Consider the following 23,329-nt stretch of genomic DNA (forward strand, 5'->3'; position numbering starts at 1 on the left):
CGTGAGCCGGCCCGAAAGGACAAGGATGAACCGTTTCAACGAAAAAACCGTGCTGGTCACCGGTGCGGCCTCCGGCATCGGCCTGGCGGCTGCCCGCCGCTTCCTCGACGAAGGCGCCCGCGTCGTGATGCTCGACATCGATGGCGACACGCTGAAGAAGGCCGCCTCCAGCCTGCCCCAGGACCGCGTGCTCGTGCAGGTCGGCGATACCGCCGACAAGGACACCGCGAGCGCCGCCGTCAAGGCGGCCGTCGACCGCTTCGGCGGGCTGCATATCCTCATCAACAACGCCGGCATGGCGACCGAAGGCGACATCACGCAGACCAGCGAGGAAGACTTCGAGCGCGTCATGGCGGTCAATGTCGGCGGCTACTATCACATGGCCAAGGCGGCGATGCCCGAGCTGGTAAAGGTGCACGGGTCGATCGTCATGACCTCGTCGGTGTCCGGCCTTGGCGGCGACTGGAATCTGTTTGCCTACAACACGTCGAAGGGCGCCGTCAGCAATATGGTGCGCGCGATGGCGATGGATGCGGCGAAGGATGGCGTGCGGGTGAACGCGGTCAATCCGAGCTTCACGGTGAGCAGGATGACCGAGGACATGCTGGCCGATCCCGAGCTGGTCGCCAAGTTCAGGGAACGCATGCCGCTCGGCGCGCCGGAAGATCCGGAAGGCGTGGCGGCGGCGATGGCGTTCCTGGCGAGCGAGGATGCGCGCCTGATCACCGGGGTGAATCTGCCGGTGGATGCTGGGTTGATGGCTTCCAACGGACAGCCGCCGCAGTAAGCATCGGTCCAGAAATCCCGCTCTCGCCGGACAATATGCGGTGGGCGCCAGCCATCCGATGGCGCACGCCACTCAAGGCCTTATCTGGCTTGATCAAGGCAGGCATCGTCGCCGACACGATAGCTCAAGGCCACCGCATAGCCATCTGCCGAATAACGCGTGATCAACAGTGCTGACGATGCCTGATAGGTTCCGCCATTCATGGCGCGATCGATAAAACACACTTCCAGATCCTCGATCCCGTCCTTGTTGACATCCCGTCGAGACAGGATTTTCAGTTCGTAATACCAATCCCCCGCAGTATCGAACACAAGCGTGTCGTCCGTCGCCTTGCTCGGCCTCATGCCAAAGTCGGCGAACGTACGTAACCCGGGAGTGCGGCGCGGTCCGAATGAGCTCCGAATGGTGGCCAGGTCGAATTTCTCGGCCAGGAACTGCCCCAGGTTCTCACGAGGAAAAAAGCTGACCAAAGGCGAAGCTTGCACGGTCCCCGCCAGCGCCAGACCGGCCAGGATACTGGACACGAAGCGGGAGTACGTCACCGGGCTTTTCTGGTCGTCAATGACATTTCCGCTCGTCGATCAGACCATGTCGGCGAACGCCACGCGGTCGGTGGTCGCATTGCGCGCATCCTCGACCCGCACCTTGTGCGCCGCCAACAGCCCCTCGAGCGACGCATTCATCGTGTGGCACCCGGCATCGATCCCCTTGTTCATCTGCGCCCGAATGCCGCCCAGGTCCCCCGCCTCGAGCATGCGCACGACCGCCGGACTCGGCGTCAGACACTCGGTCGCAAGATAGTAGCGATTCCCTTCGACCGACGGCAGCAGCGCCTGGCACAGGATGCCGCGCAAGGCATGCGCCAATGCCTGCGCCTGCGCCTCCGAATTACCCAGCAGGCGCAACATCTTTTGCAGCCCGAGCTCGGTCGAGCGCGCATGCAGGGTTGCCAGCACCAGCGGCCCCGACTCGGCCAGCGCCAGCGCCTCCTGCGCCGTCTGCGCATCGCGAATTTCTCCGATCACGATGACGTCCGGCCGCTCGCGCAGCGCATCGAGCGCCCCCAGGTAATAGCTCTCGACGTCGCCATCCTCCCCCACCTCGCGCTGCGTGATGATGCACTTGCGCTGAGGGATCAGGGTCTCGACCGGATCTTCGATGGTGATGATGTGGCCGGAACGCTGGCGATTGATCTCGTCCAGGATCGATGCAATCGTGGTCGACTTGCCCTGGCAGGTGTCGCCGATGATCAGCACCAGCCCACTGGTCAGCCGCGCAAACTCGCGCTCGTCGTCCCACAGGCCCAGGTCGGACAATGCGATCGGCTCCTTCGGAAAGCGCCGGATCACGCAGCCGATGCGCTTGCCGCCCTGGAAGCGAAAGCAGTTGGCGCGTATGCGCGCCGTATGCAGGTCGATCGAGCGGTCGAAGGCGCGCGAGGCGATGCGCTGCGGCCAGTTCGGCTCGATCACGTCGAAGAATTCTTCCAGCTCTTCCTTCGTGATCGGCGAATCGGTCACCGCCACCAGGCCTTTCGGCTGGCGCAGCATCAACGGGCTGTTTTGGTGGATGATGATGTCCGAAAACACCAGCTTCGAGTTCAGCAGGTGCAGGATCTGCTGCACCAGGGTCTCGAACACCGGGTGGTCTTCGTTTTCGATGTACGAAAGGGTCGGGATCTGCGAGGACTGGTGGTATTCCATCTGGTGTTGGAGAAAAAACGATTTCCAGTCATTATAGAACTGGAATGTTGCACCAGAGTAAAAATATCGTCAGCGTGACAAACTCGCAACAATGCGATCGCCAAACACCGTGATCGTCACCCCCAGGGCCACGACCAGCGCCCCGGTCAAGCGCACCGGCGACACCTCGCGCCTGGCCATATTGATCAGGCCAAAATGGTCGATCGCCATCGAACTGAGCAGCTGACCGGCGATCACCAGCACCACCAGGGTCAAGAGGCCGATGCGCGGCGCCAGGAACACGGTGCCGAGCACGAAGGCCGCGCCCATGAAGCCGCCCAGGAATTTCCAGGCCGGCTGGGACGGCAAGGCGGTCAAGGTCGTCCCCAGGCCTGCCACGCCCCCCTTGGCCAGCGCCATCACCAGCAGCGCCACCGTGCCGCAGCTGAATGAGATCAACGCCGCCATGATCGAATTGGTCCCGATCGAGTGGGCCAACTGGCTGTTCACCGCGGCCTGCGCCGACATCGCGACGCCGATGCAGAATGCCGCCGCCAATAAAATCAGGTTCATCTCCGTACGTCCTGGCAAAAAAACGCACGATTTTAGTGCATTCCGGGCCGGCGCGTCGGCACGCCCCGTCGCGTGTTCATGCATTTCATCCCCGGCAAGCTGCAATTCGTCGCAAACGGCTCTTCCGGATGCGCCCGGCTGGCTAGGATGGCTGCCATACCAACGAATCACGGAGCCCACCCATGCCAGCCTTCACACCATCCTTTGCCGCGCGCACCCTGCTGCTGGCCGCCACCCTCGCCTGCGTCGCCGCGCCGACGCCCGTCATGGCCTGGCCCTTCGGCGGCGAAAAAGTCGAAGGCAGCGGCAGCGTGACGCGCCAGGCGCGCCAGGTCGAGCGCTTCACCGGCATCGCGCTCGAACTGCCGGCCCAGCTCGAACTGCGCATGGGCAATACCGAAGGCATCACGATCGAGACCGACGACAACCTGCAGCGCCTGATCGAGAGCGAGGTCGACGACGGCGTGCTGCGCATCCGCCCGACCAAGCGCAATATGAACCTGCGCGCGCGCACGATGAAGATCGTCGTCAACGCGCGCCAGATCGAGCGCCTGTCTCTGGGCGGCTCGGGCACCATCGATGCCGAGGCGCTGCGCGCCCAGACCCTGCGCGTGAACCTGGGCGGCTCGGGCAAGATCCGGGTCGCGAGCATCGACGCCGAAAAAGTGTCGGTCAGCGTCGGCGGCAGCGGCGACTTCCGCGCCAATGGCGGCAAGGCGCGCGACGTGTCGGTGTCGATCGGGGGTTCCGGCAATGTCGACCTGGGCAAGGTTGCCGCCGACAGCGCCAGCATCAGCGTCGCCGGTTCGGGCGACGTGACGGTCTGGGCCCGGCGCGAACTGAGCATGTCGATCGCCGGCTCGGGGGACGTCAAGTACTATGGCGACCCGCAGCTGCGCAGCTCGGTCGCCGGCTCGGGCAAGTCGCGCCGACTGGGCGACGCCCCGAACTGATCCGGCAGCGGCGCTTACAGGGCGCCGCGCAGCACTTCGCGCTCGACCTGCACCGTGTCCGTGCCGTCGGTCAGCCACACCTGGCCGTCCTGGATCGTGCACTGCAGCTGCATCGAGCGCTGCGCCATCTTTTCCAGTTGCGCGCTCGTCGAAGAGGGGATGTTGATCACGCTGACATTCCTGGCGCGCTCGATCTTGTTGGCCAGGCCCTTGAACCAGATGCTGCTGGTCGCGCTATAGCTGTACACCACCACCTTCTCGGCGCGGCCGGCCGCCTTCAGCAGGCGCTTCTCGTCCGGCTGGCCGACCTCGATCCACGTCTGGATGGCGCCGGTCAGGTCCTTCAGCCACAGCGCCGGCTCCTCGACGTCGAACAAATCCTTGCCATAGGCGAGCGCCAGATCGGCGTGCAGGGCGAAGGCCAGCAGGCGGATCATCACGCGTTCATCGGTTTCGGACGGATGCCGGGCGATGGTCAGGCTGTGTTCCTGATAGTAGTTCCGGTCCATGTCGGCGATCGACAGGTCGGCCTTGTAGATGGTCGCTTTGAGAGCCATTGTTGCGTGCGCTTGTGTGTGCTGGAGGATGAAAACCCGCTATTGTCGCATGCGCGGCGACCGCCGGGTTCCCAGCCGGTATAGACTGACCGTCTTACCGAACATGGAGACCGCGATGACCAATGCTTTCCCTCCGAACCAGCAGTTCCTGCTCGCCGCGCGCCCGGTCGGGCTGCCGAGGCGCGAAGACTGGCAGTTCCACGAACAGGCCGTGCTTGACCCGGGCGAGGGCGAGGTCGTGGTCAAGGTCCTGTACCTGTCGCTCGACCCCGCCATGCGCGGCTGGATGAACGAAGGCAAATCGTATATCCGTCCGGTGGCGATCGGCGAAGTCATGCGCGCCGGCGGCGTCGGCGTGGTGGTGGCATCGCGCTCGGCCCGCTTCAAGGTGGGCGATTACGTGATGGGCGGCACCGGCGTGCAGCGCTACTGGTCCGGCCCGGCCGACGACAAGACCGCCAACCTGGCCAGGATCGATCCGCACGTGGGACCCCTGACGGCCTGGCTGAACCTGCTGGGCATGCCCGGCATGACGGCGTACTTCGGCCTGCGCGAAGTCGGCCAGGCCAAGGCCGGCGAGACGGTGGTGGTGTCGGGCGCGGCCGGCGCGGTCGGCATGACCGTGGGCCAGGTCGCCAGGCAGATGGGCTGCCGCGTGGTCGGCATCGCCGGTGGGGCCGACAAATGCGCCTTCGTCGTCGACCGCCTCGGCTTCGACGCCTGCATCGACTACAAGGCCGGCCAGGTCGGCGCCGCGCTCAAGCAGCATTGCCCGCAGGGCGTCGACGTCTATTTCGACAACGTCGGCGGCGACATCCTCGACACCGTCCTCACCCGCATCAACATGAAGGCGCGCATCGTGATCTGTGGCGCGATCTCGCAGTACAACGTGACGGAGCCGGTCAAGGGTCCGGCCAACTACCTGGCGCTGCTGGTCAACCGCGCGCGCATGGAAGGCATGATCGTGTTCGACTACGCGGCGCGCTATCCCGAGGCCGTGGCCCAGCTCGGCGAATGGCTCAAGACGAGCGCGATCCAGAGCCATGAACACGTGGTCGATGGCTTCGAGCAGTTCCCGCAAGCGCTCCTGATGCTGTTCGAAGGCCGCAACCTCGGCAAGCTGGTGCTGAAAGTGGCGGACGCCTAGAACTTGTCGCCGGCTCCACGGTCGTACAGGTCAGGGCGCCCCGCCCTTCCTCCATGGAGCCGCCATGCTGTCACCTTTCGAAAGTTTCTTCGCCAACCCGGCGCTGCAGGACCAGTTCGGCACGCAGGCGGGCACGCCGCTGAATACGCAACTGGCCGCGCAGCTGGGCGCGCAGGCAAGCCTGCTGGCCACGCTGTCGCAGCGCAGCCATGAAATGCTGGCGCGCCTGACCGACCTGAACCTGCAGATGGCGCGCCACTTCGTCGAGACCGCGCTCGACACCGGCCGCCAGCTCGCCGCCTGCACCGATCCCCTGCAACTGGCCCCCACCGCGATGCGCGGCTGGCAGCCGCTGGGCGAACACGTGCGCGCGTGGCAGCAGGGCCTGATGGGCGTGATGGCCGAGGCCCAGACCGGCCTCGGCCACGCGGCCGCGCTGGCCCCGGCGCCCGCGAAACGCGCCGCCTGAGCGGGCCGGCACGCCGTATGGCGACGGGGCGGAACTAACGCTCACCACGTTTCTCTAAACGCACGAGCGCAGCCTGAGATGGCTCCAAGTGCGTTCATGCATAGCGTACGGCCTCTACAACTGACAGCCCCACGGGCACAAGGAGATCGACATGGCGACCAGCAAGGAGAACGGAGGAAAGAGCAGCAGCAGTCAGGGCAGTGCCCAGAAGAGCGGGCCGCCCGCCAAGCGCGGCTTCGCGGCGATGGACCAGAACCAGCAGCGCGAGATCGCCAGCAAAGGGGGCCAGGCGGCCCACCAGAAAGGCACGGCGCACGAATTCGATTCCGAAGAAGCGCGCCGCGCCGGCCAGAAGGGCGGCGAGGCCGTGAGCCGCAACCGGGCCCATATGGCCGACATCGGCCGCAAGGGCGGCGAAAGCCGGCAATCGGCCCAGCGCGCGGCAGCCGCCGCGGCCGCGGCGGCTGCCTCGTCGCAAAAGGGCAATCGCCAGGGAGAAGAAAGCTAGCGCGGCTGGCAGCCGACTACGGGGCGGTCCCGGCGCGGCCTGCGCGGCGGGCCTGCCCCTGTGGTACATTGCCGGGCTTATGCCTACCCTGAAATACCTGACCGCCTACCCGGACACCCTGCAAGCCCAGGTCAGCGGGCTGATCGAACAGAACCGCCTTGGCGACACCTTGCGCAGGCGCTATCCCGAGCCGCACGGCATCCGCACCGACCGCGCCCTGTACGACTATGTGCAAGATCTCAAGGACGATTACCTGCGCCAGGCCGCGCCGGTCTCGAAAGTCGCTTTCGACAGCAAGATCCAGGTAATCCAGCACGCGCTGGGCCTGCACACCGCCATTTCGCGGGTCCAGGGTTCGCGCCTGAAGGCCAAGCACGAGATCCGCATCGCCAGCCTGTTCCGCGACGCGCCGCTGCCCTTCCTGCGCATGATCGCCGTGCACGAACTGGCGCACCTGAAAGAAAAAGAACACGACAAGGCGTTCTACAAATTGTGCTGCTGGATGGAGCCGGATTACCACCAGCTCGAGTTCGACGTGCGCCTGTACCTGACCTGGCTCGACCTGTCCGGCGAGCGCCTGTGGAGCGGCGACTAGCTCGACTGCGCCGGCGACACCGGCGGTTGCCGCAGCGGCGAGCTCTGCGCGCCATCCGGCTGCGCGGCGCAACTGCGCGTGCAGCGCTGGAGCGCCGTGTCGCAGGCGCCAAGGCGCGCCATCCGGCGCCCGTTGTCGCCGGCGGCATCGAGCGCGCGGGTCGCCTGGCCCGGCACCGCGCCCTGGGCGGTGCGCGCCAACGGGTTGCGGTATTCCGCGGTCGACCCGGTCAGCCGCTGCTCCAGCGGCAGCGCCTGGGCGCTGGCGCGGCATTCGCGCTGCTCGGAGGCGCACATCGAGGTGCAGAACGCTTCGTCCGCGGCCAGCGCCGGTGTGGCGGCGGCCAGGGTTGCAAGGATGATGATCGATAAACGCTTCATTCCAACCTTTCCAGGAAAACGTGGCGGCATGCCATCCTGTCATCCTAGCCTGTTTTGACACAGCGCGTGTCTCCGATGCCCATGGCGACCGCGGCCAGCCGTCATCGTTGCCCTGCAACAACGAACGTTTCGTCCAAACACATTTCAAACCGCCGGTCACTCGACTTCGCGAACTGGCTCCGATACAGTCCTCACACTCGGAATTGCCGCATCCCGAGGCCTTCCTCCGCCTCCGGCCACTCACAATCACATGGTTCAGCAACATACCAAGCGCCTGTCCGCCGCGTTCGCAACGTGCGCGCTCGCCATCCTGTCCTCCCACGCCAGCGGCGCCGACGCGCCGGGCGAGCCGGCCGCGCCCGTATGGAGGCTGTCCGGCTTCGGCACGCTGGGCGCGGTGTATTCGAGCTCGCGCAGCGCCGACTTCACCGCCTCGGTGCTGCGCGCCCACGGCGCCGGCCATACGCGGGCCTGGAGTCCCGACGTCGACAGCCGCCTCGGCGCCCAGCTCGACGTCAATCTTGGCGCCTGGTCGGGCGTGCTGCAGGTGATCAGCGAGCAGCGGCTGGACGGCAGCTATACGCCCCAGCTCGAATGGGCGAATGTGAAATACCAGCTCACGCCCGACCTGGCAGTGCGCGCCGGCCGCATCGCCCTGCCCGTCTTCCTCGGCGCCGAATCGCGCAAGGTCGGCTACACGATCCCCTGGGTGCGCACCCCGGTCGAAGTCTACGGTTCCCTGCCGATTTCCAGCAGCGACGGCCTCGACGCCACCTGGCGCTGGAGCACGGGCCCGGTGCTGCACGCCACCCAGGTATTCGCCGGCCGCACCAACCAGGACCTGCGCAACGGGCTGCGCATCAAGGCCGAGGACATCGTCGGCCTGTCGCACAGCATCGAACGCGGCGCCCTCAGCGCGCGCCTGTCGGCCGCCAGCGGGCGCCTGAACACCGCCATCGGAGAAGACCTGTTCGCGGTGCTGCGGGGCTTCGGGCCGGCCGGCGAAGCGCTGGCCGACCGCTACGAGATCAGGAACAAGCGCGTCTCCATGGTCAGCATCGGCGTCAGTGTCGATCCGGGCGCGTGGTTCGTGACGGCCGAGTGCGGGCGCACCCGCACCGATTCGCTGCTGGGCGGCGGCACCTCGATGTATGTCGGCGCGGGCCTGCGCCGCGGCGCGCTGACGCCGTATGCCGGCTACGCCCAGGTGCGCGCCGACGTCCCGACCCGCGATCCCGGACTGCCGCTGGAAGGCTTGGCGCCGCCGCTGGCCGCGGCGGCTGGCCGGATCAACGCCGGCCTGAACGGCTTCCTGGCGGCGATCCCGGTGCAGTCCACCTGGAGCGCGGGACTGCGCTGGGATGCAGCGACCAATATCGCGCTCAAGCTGCAGCTCGACCGGGTGCGTCCGCGCGAAGGCTCGCGCGGCACTCTGATCAACAACCAGCCCGACCTGCGTCCCGACCGCGCGCTGCACGTCGGCAGCGTGGCCATGGACTTCGTGTTCTGATGCGCGCGCTTTCCCGCTCCCTGCCATCCTGGCGGCGCCTGCCCGCCACCCTCGGCCTCGTCCTCGTCCTCGGCCTGGCCTGCGCCAACGCGTCGGCCGAACTGGTGGTGGTGGTCTCCAGCCGCAGCCAGGTGGCGGCCATCAATGCCGACCAGGTGGCCGCGATCTTCCTCGGCCATGCCAGCCGCTTCCCGGACGGCACCCAGGCGGTCGCCGTCGACCAGCAGCTCGGCGCGTCGCAGCGCGACAGCTTCTACCGCGAACTCACCGGCAAGACGCCGGCCCTGCTCAAGGCGCACTGGTCGAAGATGGTGTTCACCGGCCGCGGCCAGCCCCCGCGCGAAGCCAGCGGCGACGCCGGCGTGCGCCGCCTGGTGGCCGAGAATCCGGCGATGATCGGCTATATCGGGCGCGATGCGCTCGACGCCTCGGTGCGCGCCGTGCTGGTGCTGCCGTGAGGTCGCGATGAACACGCTCGCCTCCACCACGCCGGCCGCGCCGGCCGCATCTGCCGCTCCCCGCGCGCAGGCGCGGCGCGGCGCGCCCGCGCGCTGGCTCGCCCTCGCGCTCGAGACCCACATCTCGCTGCCGCTGTTCGCCCTGTGCCTGCTCGGCGCCATGTGGTTCGGCACCCTGCACGTGATCGAGGCCGAACGCCGCGCCGCCGCCGCCGCCGCGCGCGACGCCACCCACGAGCTGCTCGACACCTACGAGGCGCAGATGGCGCGCAGCCTGAGCAATATCGACCAGACCCTGCGCGTGCTGAAATACGCGGTCGAGCAGAACGGCCCGGCCGGCGCGCTGCCGGCGCTGGCGGCCAAGGGCCTGCTGCCGCCCGGCCTGGTGTTCCAGGTCGAGATCACCGACAGCCACGGGCGCGTGGTGGCCAGCAACCCGGACGTCGGCCCGCGCGACCTGGCCGGCGCCAGCTACTTCGAGTTCCACCGCCACAGCCGGCACGACCAGGCCTATGTGAGCCAGGCCATCACCCATCCCGGCGCCGCCGAGCCGCATCTGCATTTCACGCGCCGCATCGACGACGCCGCCGGCCGCTTCGCCGGCGTGGCCGTGGTCGCGGTCGACCCGGCCTATTTCACCAGCTCGTACGAACGCTCGCGCCAGGGCGAACGCGGCCTGCTCGGCCTGGTCGGCAACGACGGCGTGGTGCGCGCGCTGCGCGTCGGCGAACAGGTCTCCTGGGGCCAGTCCTACACGCCCGGCCCCACCGACATGGTCGGCCTGCGCGCCTGCCGCATCGATGGCGAGACGCGCTACACCAGCAGCCGGCCGCTGGGCGGCTTCCCGCTGCTGGCGGTGGCCGGCCTGTCGGAAAGCGAACAGATGGCGCGCTTTCGCCAGCAGCGGCGCGCCTGGCTGCTGGGCGCCGGCGCCGGCAGCGCCCTGCTGGTGGCCGTGGTGATCCTGGTCAGCGCCTGGTCCTGGCAGCTGGCCAAGGCGCGCCGGCGCGAGCGCCAGGCCCATGAAACCTATGCCGCCGCGTCCGAGGCCAGCCCGGACGCCTTCTTCGTCCTGCGCAGCATCATGGATCCGCGCGGACGCGTGGCCGACTTCACCATCGTCACCACCAACAGCCGCGCCGAGCAGCTCACCGGCCTCGGCAAGGAGCAGCTCGCCGGCCAGCGCATGTCGGTGATGCTGCCCGGGGCCTTCAGCGCCGGCATCTTCGCCGACCTGGCCGCGGTGGCGCTGAGCGGCGTCACGCACGAAACCGAATGGCTGGCGCGCGCGCTCCCGCAAGGCGAGCGCTGGCTGTACCGCCAGGCGGTCGCGGTCGAGGGCGGCGTGGTGGTGATCGTGCGCGACATCACCGAACGCAAGCTGGCCGAAGGACGCATCCGCCACCTGGCCCACCATGACGACCTGACCGGCCTGCCCAACCGCAGCCTGCTGCGCGAGCGCCTGGAACAGGCGATCGGCGCCGCCGCCAGCGACGGCGGCGCGGTGGGCCTGGCCTTCATCGACCTCGACGGCTTCAAGCTGGTCAACGACGCCCTCGGCCACAACGCCGGCGACGCCCTGCTGAAGGTGGTCGGCGCGCGCATGGCGCGCTGCCTGGGCGCGGGCGACACGCTGGCGCGCTTCGGCGGCGACGAGTTCGTGATCCTGCTGCCGGCCCTGGCGGGCGAGCCGGCGTCCATCGCGCCGCTGCTGGAGCGGGTGCGCCAGGCGGTCACCGAGCCGGTGCTGGTCGAGGGCCAGGAAGTGCAGGTCAGCTGCAGCATCGGCGTGACCTTCTATCCGCGCGACGGCGTCGACGCCAACGCCCTCATGATGCACGCCGACGTCGCCATGTACCGCGCCAAGGAGCTGGGCAACGACAACGTCCAGTTCTACGCCAGCGAGATGAACGCCAGCATCGACGAGAAGCTGGTGCTGCTGGAAGGCTTGCGCGACGCGCTCGACACCTGCGCCGCCGATCACGCCGGCCCCTGCCAGTTCGAGCTGCTGTACCAGCCCAAGGTCGACCTGCGCACGGGGCGCCTGTTCGGCGTCGAGGCGCTGATCCGCTGGCGCCATCCGGAACAGGGCCAGGTCTCGCCCGAGCGCTTCATCGGCCTGGCCGAAGAGAGCGGCCTGATCGTCCCGATCGGCGAATGGGTGCTGCGCACCGCCTGCGCCCAGAGCGTCGCCTGGCGAGCCGCCGGCCTGCCGCCGGTCAGCATGTCGGTCAACGTCTCGGCGCGTCAGTTCGAGGACAAGCGCCTGGTCGAGCGCGTCGCCGACGCGTTGCGCGCGAGCGGCCTGCCGCCCGAAGGCCTCGAGGTCGAGGTGACCGAAAGCCTGATCATGCGCGACCTGGGCCGCTCGGTGGACAAGATGCGCGAGCTGAAGGCCATGGGCGTGTCGCTCTCGATCGACGATTTCGGCACCGGCTACTCGAGCCTGTCGGCGCTGAAATCGTTCCCGATCAGCCGCCTCAAGATCGACAAGTCGTTCGTGGCCGACCTGGCCGACCGCGCCGACGACCAGGCGATCGCGCTGGCCGTGATCTCGCTCGGCCATAAACTGAACCTGCGCGTGATCGCCGAGGGCGTCGAGACCGAGCAGCAGCGCGACTTCCTGCGCGCCAACGACTGCGACGAGATGCAGGGCTATCTGTTCAGCCGCCCGCTGCCCGCCCAGGCGCTGGCGCGCCTGCTGGCCGACAGCCACGGGGGCGCGGCATGAAGCCGGTGCGCGACACCACCAGCGTCCTGCTCGGCGCCGAGCCCACGCTGCGGCGCATGCTCAATTACTGGATCGCCACCAGCCTGCTGTACCTGGCCGGGATCCTGCTGCTGGCCTGCCAGGTGGCGGCCGGCCACACGCCGCAGGCGCCGGCCCTGGCGCTGGCCATCGCCGCCGCCGGCGGCACGCTGGTCTTCTATGCGCTGATCCGCTTCAGCGCGGCGCTGCGCCTGGCGCCCGGGGTGCTGGCGATGCTGCAGTCGCTGTTCGCGATCGGCTGCGGCATGGCCTCGTATGCGATCGCCGGGCCGATGCGCGCCGCCCTGCTGTGCATGACGGTGGTGATCGTCGCCTTCTGCGCCATCGCCCTGCGCCCGCGCCAGACCATGTTCCTGTCGGCCGTCGCGCTGGCCGGCATGGGCGCCGTCATGTGGTGGCTGCAGGCCGCCGACCCGCTGCGCCACCCGCCCGAGGTCGAGGCCATGAACTTCGGCTACATGGCGGCGGCCCTGCTGTCCACCGCCCTGCTGTCGAGCGAAATGACCAAGCTGCGCCGGCGCATGAAGCGCAAGAAGCAGGAACTCGAAAAAGCCCTGGAGACCATCCGCACCCTGGCCACGATCGACGAACTGACGGCCCTGGCCAACCGCCGCCACATGAACGAACTCCTGAGCGCCGAGGAACGGCGCCAGCCGCCCGGCGCGCGCAGCTGCGTGGCCCTGCTCGACATCGATTTCTTCAAGCAGGTCAACGACCGCCACGGCCACGCGCTGGGCGACGCCGTGCTGCGCGAGTTCGCCGGCGCCGCGCGCGGCGCCTTGCGCGCGAACGACACGCTGGCGCGCTGGGGCGGCGAGGAATTCCTGCTGCTGTTGCCGGACGCCGCGCCGCACGACGCGCGCCAGGTGCTCGAGCGCATGGCCGACCACGTGCACGCGCTGCGGGTCGATGGGCTCGATCCGGCGCGCCGCATCAGTTTTTCGGCGGGCCTGGCCGAACGGCGCGCCGGCGAGCCGTTCACCGACGCGATCAGCCGCGCCGACAAGGCGCTGTACCGGGCCAAGGCCGCGGGACGCGACCGGATCGAGGTGGCCTGAATTGCGCGCAAAGGACGGGCTGAAGTCGGGGTAGAATCGGGGCATGCACCCCGACCTGTCCGCCATCGCCGCCTACGTCATGCCCGAGCTGCCGCTGCGCGCCTGCGACGTCGGCCTGCTGTTCGGCACTCGCCACGGCGTGGAAGAATTCTGCCTCGCCGCCCACGACCGGTGGGAGCGCGGCATGTTCCGCGTGCTGCTGGTGTCGCGCGCCTGGTCGAACTGGGGATGCCACGGTCGGCCCTGGTGCTGGAAACGGCGGCCACCAATACGGGAGAGAACGTGGTGCTCGGCCGCGCCGCGCTGGCTGCGCAGCTGGACCTGGCGAGCGTGCGCAGCGTGCTGGCGATCGGCAAGGCTTGCGCCATGCGGCGCTACCTGATGACGCTCGAGCGCCACTGGCCGGGCCTGGCGCTGTCGGGCTGCCCGGTCAATCATTTCGGCATCGAGGCAGAGCGCTGGCATGAACACGCCGAGTTCCGCGCCCGCGTGCTGGCCGAGTACGACAAGATTCCCGGCTATCTCGAGCGCGGCTTCCTGAGCGAGCTGGCCGGCTACGGCGCTTACCCGCGCAATCCCCTGGCCTCGGCGTCGGCCTCGACCGCGGCCTGAACGGCCGGCGCCGGCGCCGCCGCGCGCAGGCGCCGGATCAACTCATCGGGATCGCTCTCGGCCACCATCAGGCCTTCGTGCTCGGGCCGCACGAAGCCTTCCTGCACCTGGTGGCGCACGAAGGCGCGCAGGCCGTCGTAGAAGCCGTTCACGTTCAGCAGGCCGATCGGCTTGGCATGGATGCCCAGCTGGGCCCAGGTCACCATCTCGAACAGCTCTTCCAGGGTGCCCATCCCGCCCGGCATGGCGATGAAGCCTTCCGACAGGTCCGACATCATCGCCTTGCGCTCGTGCATGTCCTTGACCACGAACAGGCGGGTCAGGCCGGCGTGGCCGACCTCGCGCTCGACCAGCGCGCGCGGGATCACGCCGGTGGCTTCTCCGCCGAGGCGCAGCACTTCGTCGGCGATCATGCCCATCAGGCCGACCTTGCCGCCACCGTAGACCAGGGCGATATTGTGCTCGACCATGGCGCGCGCGAGGGCGCGCGCGGCGTCGGCGTAGAATGGGTTGGCGCCATGCGCGGCGCCGCAATACACGGCCAGGGTTTTCATCGTGTCAGTCTCAGAAGAAGTCGGCGCCCGGCTTGGCGTCGGCCGACAGTTTTTGAAGATAATCGTCGGACAGCTTCTCGAACAGCACCCGGGTCTCGCCGCGCAGGTAGGGGCCGACCATCGACAGCACCTGGTAGCAGCCGCGCGCGAGCGCGTCGGCGATGGCCTGCTGCTCGCTGTACTTGCGCGGATTGCGCACGTACTCGAACGACAGCCAGTAGGTCGCCACCACCACCATATTGGTCGCCATCGCGCCGATCTGCTGGTCGGACGCCTCGAGCGAGCCTTCGCTGCGCAGGTCTTCGCACAGCTGGCGCGCGACCTTGATCTTGTGGGCGTGGATGGCCTTGAAGTGCAGTTCGAGCTTGCGGTTGCGCGACAGCAGGTCGTTCAGGTCGCGGTAGAAGAAGCGGTAGCGCCAGATCAGCTTGAACATATGGTGCAGGTACAGCCACACGTCTTCCATGTTCGAGCGACGCCCGGCCGGCACCGCGAGCACGCGCTCGATCTCCGCTTCGAACTGGACGAAGATCGAATTGACGATGTCGTCCTTGTTGCGGAAATGGTAATACAGATTGCCGGGCGAGATATTCATCTCCTCGGCAATGACGGTCGTCGTGATATTGGGCTCGCCGAACTCGTTGAACAGCTTGAGCGAGAGCTCGAGGATGCGTTCACGGGTGCGGCGCGGGGCTTTTTGTTGCATGTAGGCCGGAGTTAATAGTGCATTCCCGCAAGGATAACATCGAACGGTCGTTCGATGAATCTTTCGATCGGCCCGATCGCCCCGCCCCGTTCAGGCGGCGCCGCGCTGGCTCTGCAGGCGGAAGGCCTCGTCGATCCGTTCGCGCAGGGTGCGCGCGCCCAGCGGCTTGACGTAGTGGTCGTCGGCCACGCCGCTCGCGATCGCCGCCTCGATCTCGGTGAGGTCGGGCTGGCCGGACAGCATCAGGCGCACGGTCTTGGGATAACGCGCGGCGGCGCGCGCCAGCACTTCGGTGCCGCGCATGCCGGGCATGGCCTGGTCGCACAGGATCACCTCGACCGCTTCGTGGTCGAGCACCTCGAGCGCTTCTTCGCCCGAACAGGCGCTCAGCACGCGGTAGGGCTGGCCGGCCAGCATGTCGTTCAGCACGCCCAGCATGAAGCGGTCGTCGTCGACCAGCAGCAGCGTGCGCTCCGCCGGCGCGGCGCCGGGCTTGGGCGCGGGCGCGGACTGGGCCGCCGCCGCGGGCTGCGATGTGGGCTGCGATGTGGGCTGCGATGCGGGCTGCAATGCGGGCGCGCTCGCGGCGGCCGGCGCGGCAGCCAGGAAGGCTTCGAGCTCGGCGACGAAGCTCTCCGGTTCGATCGGCTTGCTGACGTAGCCGTCGAAGCCGGCGGCCAGCACCTTTTCGCGGTCGCCCGCCATCGCCAGCGCGGTCACGGCCAGGATCGGCACGCCGGCAAGCGAAGGCTCGGTCTTGAGCGCGGCCAGCACCGCGAAGCCATCCATGCCGGGCAGGTTGACATCGCAGGCGATCAGGTCGGGGCGCTCGCTGCGCGCGGCGGCCACGCCACGCGGGCCGTCGGCGGCGGAAAGCGGCGTGTGTCCATAGGCGCCGAGCAGGAACGACATCAGCTCGATATTCGCTGGGTTGTCTTCGATGATGAGGATACGGGCCACGATGGCGCTCCGGGAATGCGATGTTGTGACCACTTTACCACGCGGCGGCGGCGCCGTGAGCCAGTCGTGAGCCAGCTAAGGGATGCCATGCCGATGGTGCGTCGCGGCAGGCGCCACACGGTCGCTACGCAAGGCCTCGATTTCGCGCATGACCATGGCCAGCACGCGCGGGTTGCGGCCGAGCGCCACGTGGCCCACGCCACCCAGCGCCAGGTTGCGCGCGCCCGGCAGTTCGCTCGAGGTCTGCGGCGCGATGATGTTGTCGTGGTGGCTGTAGATCGAGACGATCCGCGCGCGCACCTCGGGCGCTTCGCCAGCCGCAAGCGCGGCGAGCCACGCGCATTCGGGCCCGGCCACGCCCATGCGCCGCATCTGGCCCGCATTGATGCCCAGCCCAAAGGCGGCCAGGCAGGTGCCGTGGTGCGGCGTGCCGAGCGTGACCAGGCGCGCCACCTGCTGCGCGCCATGGGTGCGCATCCAGGCGCGCGCCGCCAGCCCGCCCATGCTGTGCGCGACCACGACCAGTTGCCTCGCGCCGGCTTGCGCGCACAGCTGCTGCGCCGCTTCCTCGATGCGCGCGGCATAGCCGTCGATGTCGCCGGTCAGCGGCTCCAGGTCGAGCGTGGCGTGGCTGATGCGCGCCGCAACCAGCAGCGGCGTCAGATGGTCCCAGTAGCCGCTGTTGCAGCCGTAGCCGTGCACCAGCAGCACCGGCGGCGCCGCCCCGCCGGGATGGATGCGGGTGTACGCCCGCGCGCGCGGCATGTGCCAGGAGGTCATCAGCATGCTGGTGCTGAACTCTTCCCAAAACATGCGCAAGGCGGCGCCCGGCGCGACCCTGAACGCGGGCGGCGTCGGGCTGGCGGCGCGCGCCGCCAGCAGGAAGTTGTTGGCATTGATCAGCAGGCGCACCAGCGCCACGCTGCCCAGCCCCAGCGCGGCGGCCTGCCAGCCGCCAAGCCCGAGCCAACGCATGCCGGCCGCGCAGATGGCGAGCGCCGCCAGCGCCTGCGCCAGCAGGATCAGCCGCAGCAGGGTGCGCGAGCTCATGCCAGCGCCGCCGCCGGGCGGCCCGTCAGGCTGGCCGCCAGGCCGCTCGCCAGGCGCGCCGTGATGGCGTAGATGGTCAGTTGCGGATTGGCGCCGAGCGAGGTCGGGAACAGCGAGCCGTCGTGCACCGACACGTTCGTCAATCCACGGTAACGGCCGGCGGGATCGACCGCGCCGCGGCGCTCGTCGCCGCTCATGGCGCAGCCGCCCATCGCATGGGCCGAGACCACGCGCGTGACGTGGGCGCGCTGCGGCAGGGCCGCGATCTCGCGCCGCGCCTCGGCCCAGGAACGGTAGCGCTGGGCCTTCTCGTGCGCCGGCTGCACGGCGCGGGCGCCGGCCGCGAACTGGATCTCGGCCATCGACAGCAGCGCGCGGCGCGCGCCATCCCACAGGTAGTCGTTCAGGCCGTAATCGAGCTCGCCGCTGCCGTCTGCGCGCAGGCGCACCACGCCGCCCGGCGACTCGTCATGGAAGCCGTCGCGCAGCAGCGCCAGCATGCCTCCCAGGTGGGCGAAGTCGCGCATCGCCGCCGCGTGCTGCTCGCCGAAACCGCTCATCATGGTGGCCACCAGCAGCGGGTGCAACGGCGGCGTCTCGAGCTTGTAGCCGATCGGGCCGTCGATCGGGCCCTGCGACAGGAAGTGGTCGGAGTACACGCTCTGCGGCGCCCCGGCCCAGCCCTCGACCCGCTTCTCGTGGAAAGCGGCCGAGATCAAGGTCGGGTGCAGGAAGGTGCGCTTGCCCAGCTGGCCGCTGGGATCGGGCGCCTGCGAGCGCAGCAGCAGCGCCGGGGTGTTGATGGCGCCGCCCGCGACCACGAAGTGGCGCGCGCGCAGGCGCAGCTGGCGCCCGTTCGGCAGCACGCCGTCCGCGCCGAGGGCGGCGCAAACCAGTTCCTCGGCCCGCTCGCCGCGCAGCCGCAGGCGCTCGGCGCGGGCGCGCGTGACCAGGGTGGCGCCGTGGTCGAGCGCCGCCGGGATGCTGGTGACCAGCATCGACTGCTTGGCATTGGTCGGACAACCCATGCCGCAGTAGCCCAGGTTCCAGCAGCCCTGCACGTTGCGACGGATGGCGGCGCTCGCAATCCCGAGCTTTGCCGCGCCGCGGCGCAGGATGTCGTTGTTCTCGTTCGGACCGACCAGCCAGTCGACCACGCCGGTGCGGCGCTCGGCCATGGCGAACCATGGCGCCAGCTCGTCCGGCGTGGCGTGGTCCAGGGCGTAGTGGCGGCGCCACCAGGCCAGGGTCGGTTCGGGCGTGCGAAAGCTCGAGGTCCAGTTGACCGTGGTCGAGCCGCCGACGGCGCGGCCCTGCAGGATGTTGATGGCCTTGTCGGCCGTCTTGCGCGCGGCCGATTCCTGGTACAGGTCGGGATAGGCGTCGGCCTCGCGCATCCGGAAATCGCGCGAGGATTTGAGGGGGCCCTCTTCCACCACGATCACCGACAGGCCCGATCTGGCCAGGATCTCGGCGCTGATGGCGCCGCCGGCGCCGCTGCCGACGATGACCACGTCGGCTTCCAGCGTGCGGTCGTGCTCGAGCGTCGAGGCGTCGAGCGTGCGCCAGCCGCGCTTGACGCCGGCCTCGATCGGATCGGGAATCCGGGCCGTCATGCCGGCACCCCTGGCGGACCGGGATAGCCGATGGCGTCCCAGCTGGCCGGCTGGGCGTACCAGGCGCCCAGCACCAGGTCGTGCAGCGCGCCGTAGGCGCTGCGCATCATGCCAAGGCGGTGCACGCGCCAGTCTTGCAGGAAGGCGCTGACATGGGCAATGTCGGCGCTCTCCCAGCCGGTCGGCACGCCGGTGAGCAGGCGCCGCGCCGGGCGCAGGGCCAGCAGGCCGAACAAATCCTGCACTTCTTCTTGCGTGGCTTGCGGCAGGCCGTGGATGGCGGCTTCGACGGCGTCGATGGCGCTCTTCAGCTGCTGCGCGCGGCGGCCAGGATCGTGGGCCAGCGCGCCGTCGAGGATGGCCGGCGCGATCGCGTGCAGCGCGGCGCGCGCCTCGCCGTCGAGGGCGAAGCGGTGCGCTGCCGGTGTGTGCGTGGCGCGGTACCAGGCGCCGCCGGCGCCCAGCGCCAGCGCGGCCAGGCCACCCACGGCCAGGAAGGTCCTGCGAGAGGTGCGGGGAAGATTCGCCATGGCCCTAGTGTACGACATGCACCAAGCAGGGACCGGGACGATACGGTTCAGCGAGGCGGCCTGGCCTTCAGGATCGCGCTGGCGATGCCGCGCAGGATGTTGACTTCTTCGGTCTCGAGGCCGGTGCGCGCGAACAGGCGCTTCAGGCGCGGCATCAGTTTCTTCGGGTTGTCGGCGTGGAGGAAGTCGATCGCCACCAGGGCCTGTTCCAGGTGCGCGTACATGCCGTCCACCTGCGTGACGCTGGCGCTCTCGCCATGAAAGCCCACGCCGCGCGCCTCGACGCCGTCGCCCACCGCCGCCAGCCGCGCTTCATAGGCCAGCACCTGGGCGGCCTGCGACAGGTTGAGCGACGAGTAATCGGGATTGGCCGGGATGTTGATCAGGACGTTGCAGCCTTCGACGATCCCGTTCGGCAGGCCGACCCGCTCGTTGCCGAACACGATGGCCGGGCGCAGGTCCGGCTGGCTGCCCGCGTGCGCGGCGAAGGCGCGCGGGGTCCAGACCGGCGGCGAGAATTCACGCAGGCGGGCCGAGACGGCGGCGGCGAAGTTGCAGCCGTCCAGCGCCTGCTGGACGTCGGCGACGATGCGGGCCTGGCCCAGGACGTCGATGGCGCCGCTGGCGAAGGCCACCGCTTCCGGGTCGGTCAGCGGGTTCTCGCACCTGGGGGCGACCAGCACCAGGTCGCTGAACCCCATCGTCTTCATGGCGCGCGCCACCGAGCCGACGTTGCCGGCGCGGCTGGTCTCGACCAGGACGAAGCGAAGGCGATTGAAAAGAGAAGTGTCGGTTTGGGTCGGGTTCATTTACAATAGCGACCATCGCGCAGTGCGGACGGTTTTTTGTGATAACGGGAACAAGCCCGCGATTGTAGCCGTTTCGGCACTGCCCTGCTCTTTAATCACTCTTCAATAGCTGATCGTTCACGACGCCCCAAGGTGCGTGAGTGGGCGTTCGCGTTTTTCACGGAAAAGCCTCCATGCACCCAATGCTCAACACGGCCATCAAGGCCGCCCGCCGCGCCGCCACCGTCATCAACCGCGCGTCCTTCGATATCGATCGCATCGTCGTCTCCGAGAAGCAACACAACGATTTCGTCACCGACGTCGACCAGGCGGCGGAACAAGCGATCGTCGAGACCCTGCTCAAGGCCTATCCGACCCACGCCATCCTGGCGGAAGAAAGCGGCGCATCCGGCAACCTGAACGACGAGAGTGAATTCGTGTGGATCATCGACCCGATCGATGGCACCACCAACTTCCTGCACGGCTATCCCAACTACTGCATCTCGATCGCGCTCAAGCAGCGCGGCGTGATCACCAATGGCCTGGTCTACGACCCGGTCCGCAACGACCTGTTCACCGCGACCAAGGGCGCCGGCGCCTACCTCAACGACAAGCGCATCCGCGTGCGCGGCACCGAGCGCATCGGCCGCGCCCTGCTGTCGGCCGGCCACGGTCCCGACCCACGCGCGCTGGCCGAATACCTGCGCATGTACGAAGTGGTCGCCTCGCGCAGCCACGGCGTGCGCAGCGGCGGTTCGGCGGCGCTGGAACTGGCGAACGTCGCGGCCGGCCGCATCGACGGTTATTTCGAAAAAGGCCTCAAGGTCTGGGATATCGCGGCCGGCGCCCTGCTGGTGACCGAGGCCGGCGGCATCGTCGGCGAATTCAATGGCGAGTCCGAATACCTGAACAAGGGCGACGTGATCGCCGCCGGCCCGAAGGTTTTCGGCGCGCTGGTCCCGCTGCTTTCGCCTTTCGCGTAAAATAACGGCCGTACTAGTCGGGCCACTGGCAGGCTGCGCTTGCCAGTGGCCCGTTTGCTTTTCCAGGCGTCTTACAAAACATTACATAGTAATGGCGTAAAAACTTTCTATGGTGAAACTAATTTCACTATAATCCTTGCTGACCGCTTGCGCGGCAGCGTCCGGGCGAGCGCTTGATTGCGCGCCCGCATCAACCCGATTTCCAGGACTTGCCGCCACTGTGGCGACGGGCCGTTTTTTACTGAAAAAATCTATGTCATTCTCTTCACTTGGTCTCTCTGACGCGATCGTGCGCGCGGTGACCGAACAAGGTTATACCGCCCCGACGCCGATCCAGAGCCAGGCCATTCCCGCCGTCCTGAACGGCGGCGACCTGCTGGCCGGCGCACAGACCGGCACCGGCAAGACCGCCGGCTTCACCCTGCCGATCCTGCACCGCCTGTCGAACGACGCGGTGGGCGCCGCCCAGCGCAACAAGACCGCGCCGCGCGCCATCCGCGCCCTGGTGCTGACCCCGACCCGCGAACTCGCGGCCCAGGTCGAGGAAAGCGTGCGCCTGTACGGCAAGTACACGAACCTGAATTCGGCCGTGATTTTCGGCGGCGTCGGCATCAATCCGCAGATCAAGCTGCTCAAGCACGGCGTCGACATCCTGGTCGCCACCCCGGGCCGCCTGCTGGACCACGCGGGCCAGGGCACGGTCGACCTGTCGAAGATCGAAATCCTGATTCTGGACGAAGCCGACCGCATGCTGGACATGGGCTTCATCCACGACATTCGCAAGGTGCTGGCCCTGCTGCCGCCGAAGCGCCAGAACCTGCTGTTCTCGGCCACCTTCTCGGACGACATCAAGGCGCTGGCCGACCGCCTGCTGAACAATCCGCAATCGATCGAGGTCGCACGCCGCAACTCGACCGTGGAAGTGATCGCGCAGAAAATCCACCCGGTGGACCGCGACAAGAAGCACCCGATGCTGGCGCACCTGATCAAGTCGAACAACTGGCACCAGGTGCTGGTGTTTACGCGCACCAAGCATGGCGCCAACAAGCTGGTGGAACAGTTGGGCAAGGACGGCATCGGCGCGATGGCGATCCACGGCAACAAGAGCCAGTCGGCGCGCACCAAGGCGCTGTCGGAATTCAAGGATGGCAGCCTGCAAGTGCTGGTGGCCACCGACATCGCGGCGCGCGGCATCGACATCGACCAGCTGCCGCACGTGGTGAACTATGACCTGCCGAACGTGCCGGAAGACTATGTGCACCGTATCGGCCGTACCGGCCGTGCGGGCGCGACGGGCGAGGCGGTGTCGCTGGTCTGCGTGGACGAGCACCAGATGCTGAAGGACATCGAGAAGCTGATCAAGCAGACCCTGCCGCGCGCAGTGATCCCTGGCTTCGAGCCCGACCTGAACGCCAAGCCGCAACCGATCCAGCTGCGCAGCGGCGCCCCGGGCCACGCGAACCGCGGCGGCCGTCCAGGCGGCGGCCGTGGTGGTGGCGGCGGCAGTGGTGGCGGCAAACCGCGCACTTCCGGCACCGGCGCCCCCGCCGCCGCCGCGAAGCGCCACAGCGGCCCCCGCCCCGCCTCCGCCGTCCGCCGCGACCGCTAATCCCACCGAGGGTCAGAGTCGAATTATTGGGAAAGATTGTCACACCACCCAATTCTCCGACTTAACCCTCAACTTGTTTCATCCAAGTTATTACCCAATAATGAGGGTCAGAGTCGAATTAAGTGACAACTTTCGAATGTTGTCATTTAATTCGACTCTGACCCTCATTAATTTGTTCTCCAGAATCTCTTGAGTCGCCCGCTTTTCGGGAATATCGCTTCACCTCGCCAATTTTTCTGCCAGTTTTCATTAAAACCTTATCCCCGCATCATTTTCAGCCTTCGAATTAATGAGGGTCAGAGTCAAATTATTGACCAATAGCCCTAATCAAATTTACTGATAGAGAGGTATTGGGGCAGGCATTCCATCAGTAACTTACTTGTCAAGTCCCGCCTGTTCATAAACCCGTTTGACAAATAATTCGGGGCGCTTTTTCTGCCATTCTTTGAGCGCCAGAATTGGTGTTTTGCTGTC

At 67.9% G+C, this 23,329-nt stretch carries 25 protein-coding genes; 13 read left to right on the forward strand and 12 right to left on the reverse strand.

Annotated elements, in window-relative coordinates; all coding sequences use genetic code 11:
* The first annotated feature begins 25 nt into the window (after positions 1–25).
* Complete coding sequence (locus ABIB42_RS24615) at positions 26–787, forward strand: SDR family NAD(P)-dependent oxidoreductase (RefSeq protein ID WP_005669517.1); 762 nt, start codon at positions 26–28, stop codon at positions 785–787.
* An 80-nt stretch (positions 788–867) separates the two neighbouring features.
* Here ABIB42_RS24615 and ABIB42_RS24620 read toward each other — a convergent pair whose 3' ends face one another.
* The 3 genes from ABIB42_RS24620 to ABIB42_RS24630 all read right to left on the reverse strand — a co-directional run bounded on the left by ABIB42_RS24620 (position 868) and on the right by ABIB42_RS24630 (position 3,042).
* Complete coding sequence (locus ABIB42_RS24620) at positions 868–1,329, reverse strand: hypothetical protein (RefSeq protein WP_219863470.1); 462 nt, start codon at positions 1,327–1,329, stop codon at positions 868–870.
* A gap of 39 nt (positions 1,330–1,368) precedes the next feature.
* The gene (locus ABIB42_RS24625; RefSeq protein ID WP_005669515.1) at positions 1,369–2,490 is read right to left on the reverse strand and encodes a type IV pilus twitching motility protein PilT; all 1,122 of its coding nucleotides are present in this window, start codon (positions 2,488–2,490) and stop codon (positions 1,369–1,371) included.
* 69 nt (positions 2,491–2,559) lie between these two features.
* Positions 2,560–3,042, reverse strand: a complete 483-nt coding sequence (locus ABIB42_RS24630; RefSeq protein WP_005669514.1) for a DMT family transporter — start codon at positions 3,040–3,042, stop codon at positions 2,560–2,562.
* 182 nt (positions 3,043–3,224) lie between these two features.
* On the opposite strand from ABIB42_RS24630, the gene ABIB42_RS24635 reads away from it, so the two are divergent.
* Positions 3,225–3,995: a head GIN domain-containing protein gene (locus ABIB42_RS24635; protein ID WP_429249154.1), complete on the forward strand. Its 771-nt coding sequence runs from the start codon at positions 3,225–3,227 to the stop codon at positions 3,993–3,995.
* A gap of 14 nt (positions 3,996–4,009) precedes the next feature.
* On the opposite strand, the gene ABIB42_RS24640 is transcribed toward ABIB42_RS24635, so the two are convergent.
* Positions 4,010–4,552 (reverse strand): YaeQ family protein, encoded by a 543-nt coding sequence (locus ABIB42_RS24640; RefSeq protein ID WP_005669510.1) that lies wholly within the window; start codon positions 4,550–4,552, stop codon positions 4,010–4,012.
* Positions 4,553–4,667: 115 nt separating this feature from the next.
* Here ABIB42_RS24640 and ABIB42_RS24645 point away from each other — a divergent pair, with 115 nt between their 5' ends.
* From ABIB42_RS24645 to ABIB42_RS24660, 4 genes are all read left to right on the forward strand, one after another.
* A complete protein-coding gene (locus tag ABIB42_RS24645) occupies positions 4,668–5,699 on the forward strand; it encodes an NADP-dependent oxidoreductase (RefSeq protein ID WP_005669508.1) in 1,032 nt (343 codons plus the stop codon).
* A gap of 64 nt (positions 5,700–5,763) precedes the next feature.
* A complete protein-coding gene (locus ABIB42_RS24650; RefSeq protein WP_005669506.1) occupies positions 5,764–6,168 on the forward strand; it encodes a phasin family protein in 405 nt (134 codons plus the stop codon).
* Between the two features lie 151 nt (positions 6,169–6,319).
* Positions 6,320–6,676 (forward strand): KGG domain-containing protein, encoded by a 357-nt coding sequence (locus ABIB42_RS24655; RefSeq protein WP_005669504.1) that lies wholly within the window; start codon positions 6,320–6,322, stop codon positions 6,674–6,676.
* Between the two features lie 79 nt (positions 6,677–6,755).
* Positions 6,756–7,271 carry a M48 family metallopeptidase gene (locus ABIB42_RS24660; protein ID WP_005669502.1) on the forward strand — a complete coding sequence of 172 codons (516 nt, stop codon included), beginning with the start codon at positions 6,756–6,758 and terminating at the stop codon, positions 7,269–7,271.
* Here the strand turns inward: ABIB42_RS24660 and ABIB42_RS24665 are convergent.
* Entirely contained in the window at positions 7,268–7,651 is a 384-nt protein-coding gene (locus ABIB42_RS24665) for a hypothetical protein (RefSeq protein WP_005669501.1), read from the reverse strand. The two genes, ABIB42_RS24660 and ABIB42_RS24665, sit on opposite strands and share 4 nt — an antisense overlap.
* Positions 7,652–7,901: 250 nt before the next feature.
* Between ABIB42_RS24665 and ABIB42_RS24670 the strand changes: the two genes are divergently transcribed.
* From ABIB42_RS24670 to ABIB42_RS24690, 5 genes are all read left to right on the forward strand, one after another.
* Complete coding sequence (locus tag ABIB42_RS24670) at positions 7,902–9,161, forward strand: hypothetical protein (protein ID WP_429249155.1); 1,260 nt, start codon at positions 7,902–7,904, stop codon at positions 9,159–9,161.
* On the forward strand, positions 9,161–9,619 hold the full coding sequence (locus ABIB42_RS24675; protein ID WP_429249156.1) for a phosphate ABC transporter substrate-binding protein: 459 nt from the start codon (positions 9,161–9,163) through the stop codon (positions 9,617–9,619). The genes ABIB42_RS24670 and ABIB42_RS24675 overlap by 1 nt, the downstream gene beginning before the upstream one ends.
* 7 nt (positions 9,620–9,626) lie before the next feature.
* Positions 9,627–12,350, forward strand: a complete 2,724-nt coding sequence (locus ABIB42_RS24680) for a bifunctional diguanylate cyclase/phosphodiesterase (RefSeq protein ID WP_429249157.1) — start codon at positions 9,627–9,629, stop codon at positions 12,348–12,350.
* Positions 12,347–13,447: a diguanylate cyclase gene (locus ABIB42_RS24685; protein ID WP_429249158.1), complete on the forward strand. Its 1,101-nt coding sequence runs from the start codon at positions 12,347–12,349 to the stop codon at positions 13,445–13,447. Before ABIB42_RS24680 ends, ABIB42_RS24685 begins: the two co-directional genes overlap by 4 nt.
* Before the next feature lie 228 nt (positions 13,448–13,675).
* Positions 13,676–14,059, forward strand: a complete 384-nt coding sequence (locus tag ABIB42_RS24690; protein ID WP_005669493.1) for a hypothetical protein — start codon at positions 13,676–13,678, stop codon at positions 14,057–14,059.
* Here the strand turns inward: ABIB42_RS24690 and ABIB42_RS24695 are convergent.
* The 7 genes from ABIB42_RS24695 to ABIB42_RS24725 all read right to left on the reverse strand — a co-directional run bounded on the left by ABIB42_RS24695 (position 14,011) and on the right by ABIB42_RS24725 (position 20,284).
* On the reverse strand, positions 14,011–14,613 hold the full coding sequence (locus tag ABIB42_RS24695; RefSeq protein ID WP_429249159.1) for a TIGR00730 family Rossman fold protein: 603 nt from the start codon (positions 14,611–14,613) through the stop codon (positions 14,011–14,013). The genes ABIB42_RS24690 and ABIB42_RS24695 overlap by 49 nt on opposite strands.
* Positions 14,614–14,623: 10 nt before the next feature.
* On the reverse strand, positions 14,624–15,319 hold the full coding sequence (locus tag ABIB42_RS24700; protein ID WP_005669491.1) for a TetR/AcrR family transcriptional regulator: 696 nt from the start codon (positions 15,317–15,319) through the stop codon (positions 14,624–14,626).
* 90 nt (positions 15,320–15,409) lie between these two features.
* The gene (locus ABIB42_RS24705) at positions 15,410–16,279 is read right to left on the reverse strand and encodes a response regulator (protein ID WP_429249160.1); all 870 of its coding nucleotides are present in this window, start codon (positions 16,277–16,279) and stop codon (positions 15,410–15,412) included.
* A gap of 75 nt (positions 16,280–16,354) precedes the next feature.
* On the reverse strand, positions 16,355–17,329 hold the full coding sequence (locus tag ABIB42_RS24710; RefSeq protein WP_005669486.1) for an esterase/lipase family protein: 975 nt from the start codon (positions 17,327–17,329) through the stop codon (positions 16,355–16,357).
* Positions 17,326–18,945 carry a GMC family oxidoreductase gene (locus ABIB42_RS24715; RefSeq protein WP_273028380.1) on the reverse strand — a complete coding sequence of 540 codons (1,620 nt, stop codon included), beginning with the start codon at positions 18,943–18,945 and terminating at the stop codon, positions 17,326–17,328. The genes ABIB42_RS24710 and ABIB42_RS24715 overlap by 4 nt, the downstream gene beginning before the upstream one ends.
* Entirely contained in the window at positions 18,942–19,475 is a 534-nt protein-coding gene (locus tag ABIB42_RS24720) for a hypothetical protein (RefSeq protein WP_429249161.1), read from the reverse strand. The genes ABIB42_RS24715 and ABIB42_RS24720 overlap by 4 nt, the downstream gene beginning before the upstream one ends.
* A 47-nt stretch (positions 19,476–19,522) precedes the next feature.
* Positions 19,523–20,284 carry an RNA methyltransferase gene (locus ABIB42_RS24725; protein WP_429249162.1) on the reverse strand — a complete coding sequence of 254 codons (762 nt, stop codon included), beginning with the start codon at positions 20,282–20,284 and terminating at the stop codon, positions 19,523–19,525.
* Positions 20,285–20,466: 182 nt separating this feature from the next.
* On the opposite strand from ABIB42_RS24725, the gene ABIB42_RS24730 reads away from it, so the two are divergent.
* Positions 20,467–21,246 (forward strand): inositol monophosphatase family protein, encoded by a 780-nt coding sequence (locus ABIB42_RS24730; RefSeq protein WP_040777633.1) that lies wholly within the window; start codon positions 20,467–20,469, stop codon positions 21,244–21,246.
* A 253-nt stretch (positions 21,247–21,499) separates the two neighbouring features.
* The gene (locus ABIB42_RS24735) at positions 21,500–22,855 is read left to right on the forward strand and encodes a DEAD/DEAH box helicase (RefSeq protein ID WP_005669478.1); all 1,356 of its coding nucleotides are present in this window, start codon (positions 21,500–21,502) and stop codon (positions 22,853–22,855) included.
* Positions 22,856–23,329: the final 474 nt, after the last annotated feature.

The organism is Massilia sp. UYP32 (genome assembly GCF_050434365.1).
Taxonomy (GTDB): domain Bacteria; phylum Pseudomonadota; class Gammaproteobacteria; order Burkholderiales; family Burkholderiaceae_D; genus Telluria; species Telluria timonae.